The following is a 13116-nucleotide window of genomic DNA, read 5'->3' on the forward strand; positions in this document are numbered from 1 at the left end:
TGTCACTCCTTCGTCAGTTCGATAAATCGTTGAATCATTTGTTGGCCAAGCGGAGTTCCGATCGATTCCGGATGAAACTGAATCCCGTATGTCGGATGCGTGTGATGCTCAAGAGCCATGATTGTCCCATCCTCGGTCACAGCGGTCACTTCCAGCACTTCCGGTAAGGTCGTCCGGTCGACAATCAAGGAGTGGTAACGCATGACGTCGAGTTGTTCCGGAAGACCGGCAAACAATCGTCCGGTTTGCCGGATTGTTGACGTCTTTCCGTGCCGGATTTCATCCGCTTCGACGACGCGTCCGCCAAATGCTTGACCGATTGCCTGGTGTCCGAGACAGACACCGAGAATCGGAATTTTTCCGGAGTATGTCTCAATCACGTCGAGACAGATGCCGGCATCTTTCGGATGGCCGGGTCCCGGTGATAAGATGATGCCGTCCGGATTCAAGTCGGCAATCGCATTCACTTCAATCGCATCGTTTCGGATGACTTGGATTTCATCGTAGACGGCCGCATATTGATACAGGTTATAGGTAAAGGAATCATAGTTATCAATCAGTACAATCATTTCCAGACCTCCAGTAGTGACTTCGCCTTATGCAACGTCTCTTCATACTCCAAGGTCGGATCAGAGTCATAGACTATACCCGCTCCGGCCTGAACGTACGCTTTTCCATGTTGGATGACCATTGTCCGGATGGCGAGCGCAAAATCAAGATTTCCGCTGACATCAAAATATCCGACCGCTCCGGCATAGACTTCCCGTTTTTTTGTCTCATATTGATTGATCAGCTGCATCGCCCGGATTTTCGGGGCTCCCGAAACGGTACCGGCCGGCAAACAGGAAATCAACGCGTCAGCCCCAGTCCGTCCTTCTGCAAGCGTTCCTTCGACGACGGAAACAAGATGCATGACATTTTTGAAACGTTCGATTTCCATTTCCCGCGAGACATGGATGCTACCGATCTGACAGACTTGACCGAGATCATTTCGTCCTAAGTCAACGAGCATCCGGTGTTCGGCTTGTTCTTTCTCGTCGTTCAATAACTCATACGCCAGTTGTGTATCTTCCTGTTTCGTTTTTCCGCGGGGCCGGGTCCCGGCAATCGGATTCGTCGTGACATGGCGACCTTTGACTTGAACGAGACTTTCCGGCGACGCCCCGAGGACGATGACTTCCCCTAAATCGATGTAAAACAGGTATGGGCTCGGATTGTCCTGGCGCAACTTCCGGTAAAAATGGAACGGGTCGCCGGCGAATGTTGCGTCTAACCGTTGCGATAACACCAGTTGGAAGACATCACCCTGACGAATATGCTGTTTCGCCTGTTCGACAAGCGATAAAAAGGTTTCTTTCTCAATCTGCGGTTGATAGACGATGTTTTCAAGCGGTCGCTCGATCCGGGTCTGCTGACCGGTTTGTTCCAGTAAGGTTTTGCGGAGCTGCAATTTTCGAATCATCTCCTGCCGGTCGGTCATTCCGCCGAGTGACGTATGAATTAAATGCACCCGGTGTTCCAGGTGGTCATATAAAATGATTTCGTCATAGACGGCAAGCAACGCGTCCGGCAAATTGCGGTCACTGTCCGGTACCGGTCCGATGTTTTCATACGACCGAATCGCATCATAGCCGACATAGCCGATGGCGCCGCTTAAGAACGGAAAGTCGGCATCGGTTGTTCCCCGTGTCACAGACTGTTGCAGGAGTTGGACCGGATTCCCTGTCATCGTCACGGTTTCTTCCGTCTGAAGATGGTGCCGTGTCACTTGATTGCCTTCCGCCCGAAGCAATTCGACCGGATTGACGCCGATGATCGAGTAACGACCGTTACTGCCGCTCGCTGAGCTTTCAAGCAGACATTTCCGGTCCCCCTCGAGATTTAAAAAGATGGAGATGGGCGTCAACTCATCGCCGTTCATTTCGATTTGCTCGATTATCAATTGTTCTGTCTCGATCATCCTGTTCGCCTCCTGATATATAAAAAAATCCTCCATACAGCAAATGCCGTATGGAGGACGATAGACTCGCGGTGCCACCTCACAATTGGAACTACAAACGTTCCCACTCTTCCGATGCGTCTTGACGAGACATCGTAGCCTAAGATAACGGGGGCTTCCGTCACGACCTACTTACCGTTCAGTCATGCTCTCATGAGACCATTCATCAGACATCGCTGTACGGAAGTTCCACCTCTCTCCCGCTCTCTGGAACAACGATTCGTCTGACTACTTAACTCATTCATCGATTTACTTATTCAATTGAATACGAAAAGGGTTTTCCCGCCCATTCATGCTAAACATGAAGGACGGGAAAACCCGCGGTACCACCTTCGTTGACTATTACTAGTCCCCTCGAACAAACCGGTTACCCTGATTCGTCGTCCTTGATAACGGAAGGTACCCGTCAGAGCCTACTGTGAGTTCGGTCTGATGCTCAGAAGCCCATTCACCTGTTTCCCGATACTGATTCGCACCATCCATCAGCTCTCTTCAATCGTTTCATAGGTTACTTTTCTTCGTCATTGCGTCTGTTTTCTTTAATTGTTTTTTATGTTACGTGGGAAACCGTTTTCTGTCAATAGATTTGTCTCAATCAATATAAAGACAATTGATTCGGGTCGATTGACTCGAGTGCTTGTTTGACCGTCTGCAGGAACTGACCGGCAACAAGTCCGTCGAGCACCCGGTGGTCAATCGACATACAAAGGTTGACCATGTCGCGTGCTGCGAACATGCCGTTCACCCAGACAGGACGTTTGACGATTGATTCGACCGATAAAATCGCTGCTTGCGGGAAGTTCAGAATCGGTGCTGACTGAATCGATCCAAATGATCCGGTATTGTTGACCGTAAACGTTCCGCCCTGCATCTCACTTGACGACAGTCGTCCGGCTTGCGCTCGTTTGCCGAAATCATCAATTGCCCGGGCCAGTCCTTTAATGCTGAGTTCATCCGCATTTTTGACGACCGGTACGAACAAGGCTTCTTGCGTGGCGACCGCCAGTGACAAGTTGATTGCTTTTTTCTGGATGATCTTGTCGCCCGCCCACGTCGAATTCATGATTGGATGTTTCTTTAATCCTTCAACGGTTGCTTTCATGAAGAACGGAAGGAATGTCAATTTGACCCCTTCTTGTTTAAAGAATGCATCTTTATGACGATTCCGGGCTTCGACCAGGTTCGTCACGTCGACTTCAATCATCAACCAGGCATGCGGTGCTTCCTGTTTCGAGCGGACCATGTTCGTTGCGATTGCTTGGCGGACACCGGCCGTCGGAATTTCGATGTCTCCGGCTTCCGTCGTGCTTGCTGTCGGTTTGGCTGCTTGCGTTCGGACTGCTTGCGGTTGTTCATGTCGTTCCGGTTGTGCTTCCGGTTTTGGTGCCGGAACCGACTCAATCGTCGGTGCTTCGACCGTATCCGGTTGTGCGATTTGTCCGGTTTCGATGATTTTGAGAAGGTCTTTCCGGGTAATCCGACCACCGGCCCCCGTTCCCGAGACCTGCTCCAAATCAATGCCGTGCTCGGCAGATAATTTAAGAACGGCCGGTGAATAACGTTTCTTCATCGATTGATCACTTGAGACCGGTATTTCTGCGACCGCCGAAACGGCTTCTTCCGTTGCTGCGACTTCTGTCGATCCGCCGCTGACCTGCAAGGTCACGATTGCTTCCCCGACTTGTAGCGTGTCCCCTTCTTCTGCTAACAGTTTATCAATGACACCGTCGAAGGACGACGGGACTTCCGCTGTCACTTTATCGGTGATGACTTCCGCAATCGGATCATATTTTTTGACCGTATCACCCGGTTTGACGAGCCAGAGGGAAATCGTCCCTTCCGTTACACTCTCACCAAGTTGTGGCATCGTTAATGTTTCGGTTTTCATTGACGTTTCCCCCTTAGTACGCGTGTAGCGTCCGGATTTTATCTTCGATTTTTTCGCTCGAGACGTTAAAGAATTTTTCCATCGTCGGCGCGTATGGCATCGCCGGGACATCCGGACCGCACAGACGCTCGATTGGCGCATCGAGATCAAACAGTGCTTCTTCTGCAATGATCGCCGACACTTCACTCATGACGCTGCCTTCTTTGTTGTCCTCTGTCACGAGCAAGACTTTACCAGTTTTTCGGGCTGCCTCGACGACCGCTTCCCGGTCAATCGGATAAACCGTCCGTAAATCAAGAATATGAACATCGATGCCGTCTTTCTCAAGACGTGCTGCTGCTTCAAGGGCGAACTGGACACAAAGACCGTACGTGATGACCGTTAAATCTTCACCTTCCCGTTTGACATCGGCTTTACCGATTTCAACAGTATAGTCTCCTTCCGGCACTTCGCCTTTGAGCAGACGGTAGCCGCGTTTATGTTCAAAGAACAGGACCGGATCGTTGGAACGGATGGCTGCTTTCAGCAAACCTTTAGCATCATATGGATTAGACGGAATGACGATTTTTAAGCCCGGCGTCGAATTGAACATCGCTTCGACGGATTGGGAATGGTAAAGGGCGCCGTGAATCCCTCCGCCGAACGGTGCGCGAATGACGATCGGGCATGACCAGTCATTGTTCGAACGGTAGCGGATTTTTGCCGCTTCACTGACGATCTGGTTGACGGCCGGCATGATGAAATCCGCAAACTGCATTTCAGCAATCGGACGCATCCCGTACATCGCAGCGCCGATTCCGACTCCGGCAATCGCACTCTCAGCGAGTGGCGCGTCGATGACACGTTCTTCCCCGAACTGCTCCAGTAATCCTTGTGTCGCGCGGAAAACACCGCCGCGGACGCCGACGTCTTCTCCGAGGACGAAGACGGATTCATCACGTTCCATCTCTTCTTTGATGGCACTGTTAATGGCTTCGATTAAACTTAATGTCGTCATTTCGTTTCCCCCTCATCGTACACGTAACGGAGTGCATTTTCCGGTGCATCGTAAGCTGCCGCTTCCGCGTACGCCGTCGCTTCATCGACTTCTTGTTCAAGTTTCGCTTCGATGTCTTGTGCCGTTTCTTCCGTCAAGACACCCATTTTAATCAATTTTTCACGGAACAGTTTGACCCCGTCACGTGTTTTCAGTTCAGCCAGTTCTTCGGCTGAACGGTAGGATTTATCATCATCATCGGACGAATGCGGTACGAGACGTTCGACTTCAACTTCAATCAACGTCGGACCGTCACCGCGCAGACCGCGCTCACGTGCTTCTTTGACCGCTTTGTAGACAGCAAGCGGATCAATCCCGTCAATCGTCACACCAGGCATCCCATATCCGATCGCCCGGTCGGCAACGTGTTTCGCCGATAATTGTTTCGAGAGTGGTGTCGAAATCGCATATTTATTATTTTCACAGAACAGAATGACCGGTAATTTGTGGATGCCGGCAAAGTTTGCTCCTTCATGGAAGTCCCCTTGGTTCGACGACCCTTCACCGAACGAAACGTAGGCGACAAGCGGTTCCCGACGCATCTTCGCAGCAAGGGCAATCCCGACGGCATGCGGGACTTGCGTCGTCACCGGGCTAGATCCCGTCACGATGTTGAGGGCACGCGAACCGTAATGACCCGGCATTTGGCGTCCGCCTGAGTTCGGATCTTCTGCTTTTGCGAAAGCGGACAACATGATGTCACGTGACGTCTGTCCAAAATGCAACACGACGCCCAAATCGCGGTAGTACGGCAAGATATAGTCCGTCCCTTTTTCAAGCGCGTAAGCGGCACCGACTTGGGCCGCTTCCTGCCCTTGACAGGAGACGAGGAACGGGATTTTTCCAGCCCGGTTCAATTTCCACATCCGTTCGTCAATCTTGCGTGCCCGGACCATCGTTTCGAACATTTGAATCGCATCTTGCTCCGTCAAACCCAGTTCGACGAGTTCTTTGAATTCTATTTTTTCCATCTGTTTTTCCTCCTTAGGCATGAACCGCTAATCCGTCAACTGCGAGTGCTGCCTCACCGAATGCTTCCGAAAGCGCCGGGTGTGGGTGGACGAGTTGTCCGACTTCCCATGCCGTCGCATTCAAAACAAGTGCAAGACCGCCTTCACTGATTAATTCAGTTGCTTTTGGTCCAACGATATGGACGCCGACCAAATCATCCGTTTTCGCATCGGAAACGAGTTTAATGAATCCTGCCGCTTCCCCTTCAATCCGGGCTTTTCCGAGACCGTTAAACGAGAACATCCCCGTTTTGACGTCCAGTCCCGCTGCGACAGCCTCAGCTTCCGTCAAGCCGACCGAGGCTGCTTCCGGCACACTGTAAATACAACGTGGAACAAACGCATAGTTCAGTGGTGTCGTCGAACCGTTGACAATCGTCTCGACCGCTTTTGCACCTTCTGCCGATGCGACGTGCGCGAGTTGCAGGCGTCCGATGACATCACCAATCGCGAAGATGTGATTATCCTTCGTCCGGAACTCGTCATCCACCTGGATGAATCCGTTTTCGACGATGATATTCGTATTTTCAAGCCCGATGCCTTCAACATTCGCCATCCGACCGATCGCGACTAACAACTTCTCTGCCGCAAGCGTCGTCTTGTCCCCATTACGGTCGACATCAATCGTCACGCCGGACTCGGTTAACTGGAAGCTTTCGCTTTGTGCTGCTGCACTCGTCATAATCTTGACACCGCGCTTTTTGAGCTGACGGGCCACTTCCCGGCTGACAGCTTGATCTTCCGTCGGTAAAATTCGATCGCTGAATTCGACGACCGTGACCTCGACATCAAAGTCCGTCAACATCGACGCCCATTCAATCCCGATGACACCGCCGCCGATGATGACAATTGATTTTGGTAAGGCATTCATGTCGAGTGCCTCATCTGAACTGAGCACATACTCGGAATCAAATGCCAGACCATTCAACGGACGTGGGCGTGAACCTGTCGCGACAATCAGTTGGCGCGGTAAGATCAACTCGCCGTCGCCTTCTTCCGGCTCCACGCTGATCGTTCCCGGCATCGGTGAAAAGATGCTTGGTCCAAGAATCGAACCACGGCCATGAAAGACTTCGATTTTTCCTTTTTTCATCAGATGCTGTATGCCTGATTCGAGACCGTCAATAATCTCTTGTTTCCGTTGTTTGACCTGTTCGAATCGCAAAAACGATTCCGGTACGTCGACGCCATATGTAGCGGCGTGTTTAACTGTCTGATAAACGGCTGCCGACTTTAAAAATGCTTTGGACGGGATACATCCACGATGCAGACAGGTTCCCCCGAGTTTCCCTTGTTCTACGATTGCTACCGTTTTCCCGGCTTGTGCAGCGCGAATCGCTGCGACATACCCACCGGGTCCACCACCTAGGACAACGACGTCGAATTCTCTAGCCATGTTAGTTCGCCTCCATATTCCTTCGCTTGTTCCTCTTGACGCAGTACACGTAACACGCCTTCTGCGAGCGCACGTAACTCATCTTCACCCGGTATCCGGATGACAGATCCGATATGTGCAATCCGTTCTTCAATCGCTTTTGTCAATCGGTCACTGTATGCGAGTCCGCCCGTTAAGATGACAGCATCGACTTGACCATATAAAACAGCACTTTGGGCTGCGATTTCCTTTGCAACTCGGTATGCCATCGCCTCATAGAGTAGAGCGGCTTTTTCATCTCCATCGTCAATCCGACGTTCGATTTCAATCGCATCATACGTGCCTAAGTGCGCGACAAGTCCGCCTGACCCAACGACCAGACGCTTCATTTCCTCGAGTTTATACTTGGTACTATAACATAGTTCTACTAGTTGACCAACAGGCAAGGACCCGCTTCGTTCCGGTGAAAAAGCACCTTCTCCGTCCAGTCCATTGTTGACATCGATCACACGTCCATTCAGATGGGCACCAACTGTAATTCCACCACCCATATGGGCAACAATCAACCGCAATTGCTCGTACGGTGTCCCAATCTCTTTCGCATACCGCTTCGCCACTGCCTTTTGATTTAAGGCATGGAAAATACTTTTCCGTTCGAGTTCAGGTAAGCCTGTAAGGCGGGCAATTGGCTCCAGTTCATCCACAACGACCGGGTCAACGATGAATGCCGGAATCGAAAGCGTCTGACCAATCTCGTCCGCAAGCAGCCCTCCAAGGTTCGAGGCATGAACGCCAAACGTTCCGTTCAACAAATCCTCACGCATTTCTTGATTGACCCGGTACGTCCCGCTAACGAGAGGACGAAGCAGACCACCACGACCAACGATAGCCGTAAGCGCTTTCAATTCAATCTGTTCTTGTACCAATACATCAAGGACGACTTGGCGTCTGATGGTCAGCTGATCTGAAAGCGGTCCTCCGACCGCTTCAGCTGAATGGCGCAACGTTTTCGTAAACACTTGCTCTGTTCCATCAAAGATTCCGATTTTCGTTGAGGTTGAACCCGGATTGATGGTTAAAATACGTTCGCTCATTAAAATCCTCCTCTGATTTAACCGCGTGATCCCAGAATGTTTTTATCGCGACGTAAAAACTGGCTGCGGGCACTGCCCATCGTCGCAATCCGTTCTTCCGCCATCTTTTCAGCCGCCCGATAAGTCGGCAGATGATCACGTTTTGCGATTTCGATGACTTTTGCTACCGCATCATAGACAAGTTCCACTTTTTTCATTGCCCGCTCGCGGTTGTATCCGTCGAGTTCGTCCGCCACATTGATGACACCACCTGCGTTGATGACGAAGTCTGGTGTATAGAGAATACCGCGTTCTTGGAGCATGTCCCCATGACGGTCTTCTTTCAGTTGGTTGTTTGCGGCACCGGCAATGATTTTGACTTTCAGTTGTGGAATCGTCTCATCATTCAATGTCGCACCCAGGGCACACGGCGCAAAAATATCAGCATCGACACTGTAGATTTCATCTGGTCCGACGACTAAAGCACCAAACGCTTCTTCCGCGCGGCGTAACGCATCTTGATTGATGTCCGTGACAATCAATTTTGCGCCTTCTTCGTGCAGATGACGGCATAAGTTAAAGGCAACGTTACCAACGCCTTGAATCGCAACTGTTTTTCCACCGAGTGAATCTGTACCGTATACTTCTTTGGCTGCTGCTTTCATCCCGCGGTAAACACCGTATGCCGTGACAGGTGAGGGATTACCACTTGATCCGAATGCCGGGCTGACGCCTGTTACGAAGTCCGTTTCCATATGGATGTAATCCATATCGGCTACTGTCGTATTGACGTCTTCCGCTGTGATATAACGTCCGTTTAACGACTGTACGTAACGACCGAATGCCCGGAACAAAGCTTCTGATTTTTGAGTCTTCGCATCACCGATGATGACGGCTTTCCCGCCACCGAGATTAAGACCGGCTGCCGCATTTTTATACGTCATGCCTTTTGCCAATCGTAAAGCATCAATCAATGCTTCCTCATCCGACGCATAGTTCCACATCCGGAGTCCGCCGAGTGCCGGTCCGAGTGTCGTATCATGAATCGCGATGATGGCTTTTAACCCTGAGACTTTATCGTGACAAAAAACGACCTGTTCGTAATCTTCCATTGCCATTGTTTCAAAAATACTGAATCGTGCTTCTACGTTTGTTTCGACCATTGTTAATTCCCCCTTAGATTGTTTGTTTAACTTTTTTTGTAGGTTGCGCATTAAGTAGAGCAAAGGCTAATGAATACAGTTTCGCTTCTGCCGTATCGGCTCGACTCGTCAAGACGACGGGAGCCTTCGCCCCCACCAAAATGGCAGCGACCGATGCCTGTGCAAAATACATCAATGATTTATAAATCACATTCCCGACTTCAATTTGAGGAACGACGAGAAGATCCGCTGCCCCCGCAACGTCCCCTGTCAGCCCCTTTTGCTTCGCTGCTTCTAAATTGACAGCATTATCGAGCGCGAGTGGACCATCAACAAGGCAATCCTTGATTTGTCCACGCCGATTCATTTGAGTCAGTAAGGCAGCGTCAATCGTTGCCTGCATCGTCGGATTAACGACTTCGACAGCCGCTAGCACTGCGACTTTCGGTAAAGAGTATCCGACTGCCCGAAGTGCGGTCACTCCGTTTTCAATGATGTGAACTTTATCCTCCAGTGTCGGTGCGATATGAATCGCAGCATCCGTCAATCCGATGGCAGTCTCCCGTCCCGGTACTTCAAACAACGCGACATGAGACAATACATTTCCTGACCGTAAACCTGTTTCCTTATTTAAAACAGCTTTCATGAACGTTGCTGTCGGAACAAGTCCCTTCATCAAGACATCCGCATCCCCTTTGCGGACAGCATAAGCGGCACGCTCGGCTGCTTCTTGTGCCGTGGCTGTATGCGTGATGACGAATTGTGATTCCCTCAGCTGTCGGTCATGAATCATTTTTTGAATGCGTGTCGCATCCCCAAACAAATGAAAACGGGCTAAATCGTTCTCAATTGCCAGCGACACGGCATCCATTACTTCTTCATCATCTGCTGACGCAATCGCAACGACCGCATCTTCAAGACCTGCTGCTTGCTGAACCATCTGTTCAAACCTCAAGCCATTCCCCCCCTTACCTGTCGTTCTCTTTATTTAATAGCAATTTTCATGCCAGTTCTAAAACGACGCTATACCAACATCTACTCTTTTATTTTTGCATGGAATTGCATTTTTTTGCAATATATTGCACGCAAAAATTTGCAAACTAACATTGGATGTTAAACCGCTCCACCTTGTAATAGAGAGCTCGTAAAGAAATCCCTAATTGTTTGGCCGCTTCAGTCTTGTTTCCATTCACGACATCAAGGGCTTCCCGAATCAATTGTTCTTCCACGTACGACATCTCATCCGACAGGTGTTTGATTTCTTTTTTTGGACGTTCCGATCGTTTCGGTGACGTCGGGACAACCAGTTGCAGATGACCTTTTCGTAAGACCTGTTCCGTTTTATCTGTAAAAATCAAAGCACGTCCAATGACATTTTCTAATTCGCGGACGTTTCCTTTCCACGTCTGTTTTCGAATGGCGTCCAACGCGTCTTCAGAAACCCGTTCGACGGATCGTCCGTAACTTTGATTCAATTTACGCAACAGATGCGTCGAGAGCGGAGCAAGATCGTCCGGCCGTTCACGAAGAGCCGGAATATGAATCGGTAACCGATTGATCCGATAATATAAATCTTCTCGGAACTCACCGGTAATGATTTTTTGCTCGAGATTGGCATTCGTTGCTGCAATGATTCGGACATCGACCGGGACAGCTTTCGCTCCGCCGACTCGAACGACTTCATTTTCCTGCAATACGCGTAATAATTTCGCCTGTACATCAAGCGGCAATTCACCAATCTCATCTAAAAACAATGAGCCGCCATGCCCTTCTTCGAAATATCCTCGTTTTCCGCCACGACGTGCTCCCGAGAACGCTCCTTCTTCATAACCAAATAATTCGCTTTCAAGCAGGCTCGGTGCAATCGCTGCACAATTGACCCGGACGAATTGTTCATATCGACGATCACTTGCAGCATGAATCGCATGGGCAAACAATTCTTTCCCGGTACCGGACTCTCCCCGGATTAAGACATTAACCGGCATTGTCGCTGCAAGCTTCGCCTGGTCCACGACAAAACGCATCGATTCGCTTTCAGCGATAATGTCATCAAATGTGTATTTCGCTTCAAGCGTCCGGATTTTTTGTTTCGCAGCCTTCAATTCTTTTGATAATGCCTTCATTTCCGAGATATCCCGGATGACACCGACTGACCCCCGTACTTGACCATCAACGACGACAGGAGCTGCATTGACGATGATGTCCCGTCTGTCTTGACCAATTTTCATCCGGGCATCCCGGACACTTTCTCCCGTTTCCAGCACCCGTAAATGAACTGATTCCTGCATGCCGATATCAGCACTTGCCGGTTTACCGATGACGTCATCCTCTGTATAACCGGTCATTCGCGTATATGCCGGATTGATCAGCATCGTTTCACCCGCTTGATCAGCGACTGAAATCGCTTCGCTCGTACAATGAATGATTGCTTCGAGCATCCGTTCCTTTTCTGCCAGCCGTTCAAGTAACACACGAACAAATTCTCCGGGTAAAACCGCTGCGTCCGGAAAATAATGAATCAATTGTTCAAGCACACCGTGTTCTCCGGTCGCGTCGATAATAAAATCAATGGCTGTGCCCTGAAAAGCCGTCCAAGTTTTTTCTACCCGAATCTGTCCCCGTTTTGCGAGTTGAACACCAATCGCGTGTTCGTCTGAATCAACGACCCCGATAACCGTCAACAAAGGCGAACGCTGAAAAGCATGTAATACTTCTGTTCCACCGCGCCCCGCACCAACAATCAAGAGATGATGCATTCTGATTCCCCCTTTGAAACTGCTTACATCTTTATCCTACCTGTATTAAAACAGGAGGGCAAATCGAATTCGCAGTCATATGGATTTTCTGATACAATACGCTTGGAAAGGGGTCACAATCATGCGAATCATCGGTTTATTATCTTTATTCATTCCAGGTATCATCGGCGCCATTGGCATCAAGCTGATGCGGGACAGTGTTTTCCTAAAAGCTCAGTTCCCCTTCCGGTATCTAGGGGATTCTGCCTATGTATATGTATTACAAGGATTCACCGGCTTAGCGTTAGCCATCGGTGGGATCGGCTTCGTCGCCGGTTATGTTTTTTATCGTGATCGAAAACGAGGCAAGGTTTCCGAACGGTATCAAAAAAAATAAGCACACAAAAAGGTCCCCATCTCTTGAACTCATTTCAAGCGCGGGACCTTTTATTCATATAAAGTTGGTTTCACTTACGGATGAACTCCTCTCATAGTAGAACTATTCGTGTACTTCAAAACCATAGGTTGTCCTCTTAATGAAGAGGTTGAAAGAAATCAGATTTGGCTATCGAGCGATCGATAGAAAGATGAAGCTACTCCATTATCTGACTTTACTTGGACCTAGGTGAAGCATAATGTCATCCGCTTGACGCAGTCGATCATTCGGTTGCTAACATTCACTGCTAGACAACACTCCTTTTCACGAACTGTACTTGTTGCGGGTCTTGCTTGGTCTTGCTTGGTCTTGCTTGGTCTTGCTTGGTCTTGCTTGGTCTTGCTTGGTCTTGCTTGGTCTTGCTTGGTCTTGCTTGGTCTTGCTTGGTCTTGCTTGGTCTTGCTTGGTCTTGCTTGGTCTTG

The 13116-nt window shown here is 49.7% G+C and carries 11 protein-coding genes and 2 other annotated features; of the genes, 1 reads left to right on the plus strand and 10 read right to left on the minus strand.

All coding sequences use genetic code 11. From position 1 onward, the window contains the following. Nucleotides 1–2 precede the first annotated feature (2 nt). From MUN34_RS09615 to MUN34_RS09660, 10 genes are all read right to left on the minus strand, one after another. Nucleotides 3–569: an anthranilate synthase component II gene (locus MUN34_RS09615; RefSeq protein ID WP_026828892.1), complete on the minus strand. Its 567-nt coding sequence runs from the start codon at nucleotides 567–569 to the stop codon at nucleotides 3–5. After that, nucleotides 566–1960, minus strand: coding sequence for an anthranilate synthase component I (gene trpE / locus MUN34_RS09620; RefSeq protein ID WP_247857658.1), 1395 nt, complete (start codon nucleotides 1958–1960; stop codon nucleotides 566–568). Before trpE ends, MUN34_RS09615 begins: the two co-directional genes overlap by 4 nt. 50 nt (nucleotides 1961–2010) lie before the next feature. Continuing rightward, nucleotides 2011–2253, minus strand: a binding site (T-box leader). A gap of 47 nt (nucleotides 2254–2300) precedes the next feature. After that, nucleotides 2301–2533, minus strand: a binding site (T-box leader). A gap of 61 nt (nucleotides 2534–2594) precedes the next feature. After that, on the minus strand, nucleotides 2595–3887 hold the full coding sequence (locus tag MUN34_RS09625; RefSeq protein ID WP_247857659.1) for a dihydrolipoamide acetyltransferase family protein: 1293 nt from the start codon (nucleotides 3885–3887) through the stop codon (nucleotides 2595–2597). 13 nt (nucleotides 3888–3900) lie between these two features. Next, nucleotides 3901–4884 (minus strand): alpha-ketoacid dehydrogenase subunit beta, encoded by a 984-nt coding sequence (locus MUN34_RS09630; RefSeq protein WP_026828895.1) that lies wholly within the window; start codon nucleotides 4882–4884, stop codon nucleotides 3901–3903. Continuing rightward, a complete protein-coding gene (locus MUN34_RS09635) occupies nucleotides 4881–5894 on the minus strand; it encodes a thiamine pyrophosphate-dependent dehydrogenase E1 component subunit alpha (RefSeq protein ID WP_247857660.1) in 1014 nt (337 codons plus the stop codon). Before MUN34_RS09635 ends, MUN34_RS09630 begins: the two co-directional genes overlap by 4 nt. A gap of 13 nt (nucleotides 5895–5907) precedes the next feature. Then, nucleotides 5908–7329 (minus strand): dihydrolipoyl dehydrogenase, encoded by a 1422-nt coding sequence (gene lpdA, locus MUN34_RS09640; protein ID WP_247857661.1) that lies wholly within the window; start codon nucleotides 7327–7329, stop codon nucleotides 5908–5910. Next, entirely contained in the window at nucleotides 7299–8402 is a 1104-nt protein-coding gene (gene buk, locus MUN34_RS09645) for a butyrate kinase (protein ID WP_247857662.1), read from the minus strand. Before buk ends, lpdA begins: the two co-directional genes overlap by 31 nt. Nucleotides 8403–8419: 17 nt before the next feature. Next, nucleotides 8420–9544: a Leu/Phe/Val dehydrogenase gene (locus tag MUN34_RS09650; RefSeq protein WP_012369820.1), complete on the minus strand. Its 1125-nt coding sequence runs from the start codon at nucleotides 9542–9544 to the stop codon at nucleotides 8420–8422. 13 nt (nucleotides 9545–9557) lie between these two features. After that, the gene (gene yqiS / locus MUN34_RS09655) at nucleotides 9558–10478 is read right to left on the minus strand and encodes a phosphate butyryltransferase (RefSeq protein WP_247857663.1); all 921 of its coding nucleotides are present in this window, start codon (nucleotides 10476–10478) and stop codon (nucleotides 9558–9560) included. A gap of 145 nt (nucleotides 10479–10623) precedes the next feature. Then, the gene (locus MUN34_RS09660; protein WP_247857664.1) at nucleotides 10624–12279 is read right to left on the minus strand and encodes a sigma-54 interaction domain-containing protein; all 1656 of its coding nucleotides are present in this window, start codon (nucleotides 12277–12279) and stop codon (nucleotides 10624–10626) included. A 121-nt stretch (nucleotides 12280–12400) separates the two neighbouring features. Here MUN34_RS09660 and MUN34_RS09665 point away from each other — a divergent pair, with 121 nt between their 5' ends. Then, nucleotides 12401–12655, plus strand: a complete 255-nt coding sequence (locus MUN34_RS09665; protein ID WP_034769960.1) for a DUF2627 family protein — start codon at nucleotides 12401–12403, stop codon at nucleotides 12653–12655. Nucleotides 12656–13116: the final 461 nt, after the last annotated feature.

This window comes from Exiguobacterium sp. 17-1, from assembly GCF_023096305.1.
GTDB lineage: Bacteria > Bacillota > Bacilli > Exiguobacteriales > Exiguobacteriaceae > Exiguobacterium_A > Exiguobacterium_A sibiricum_A.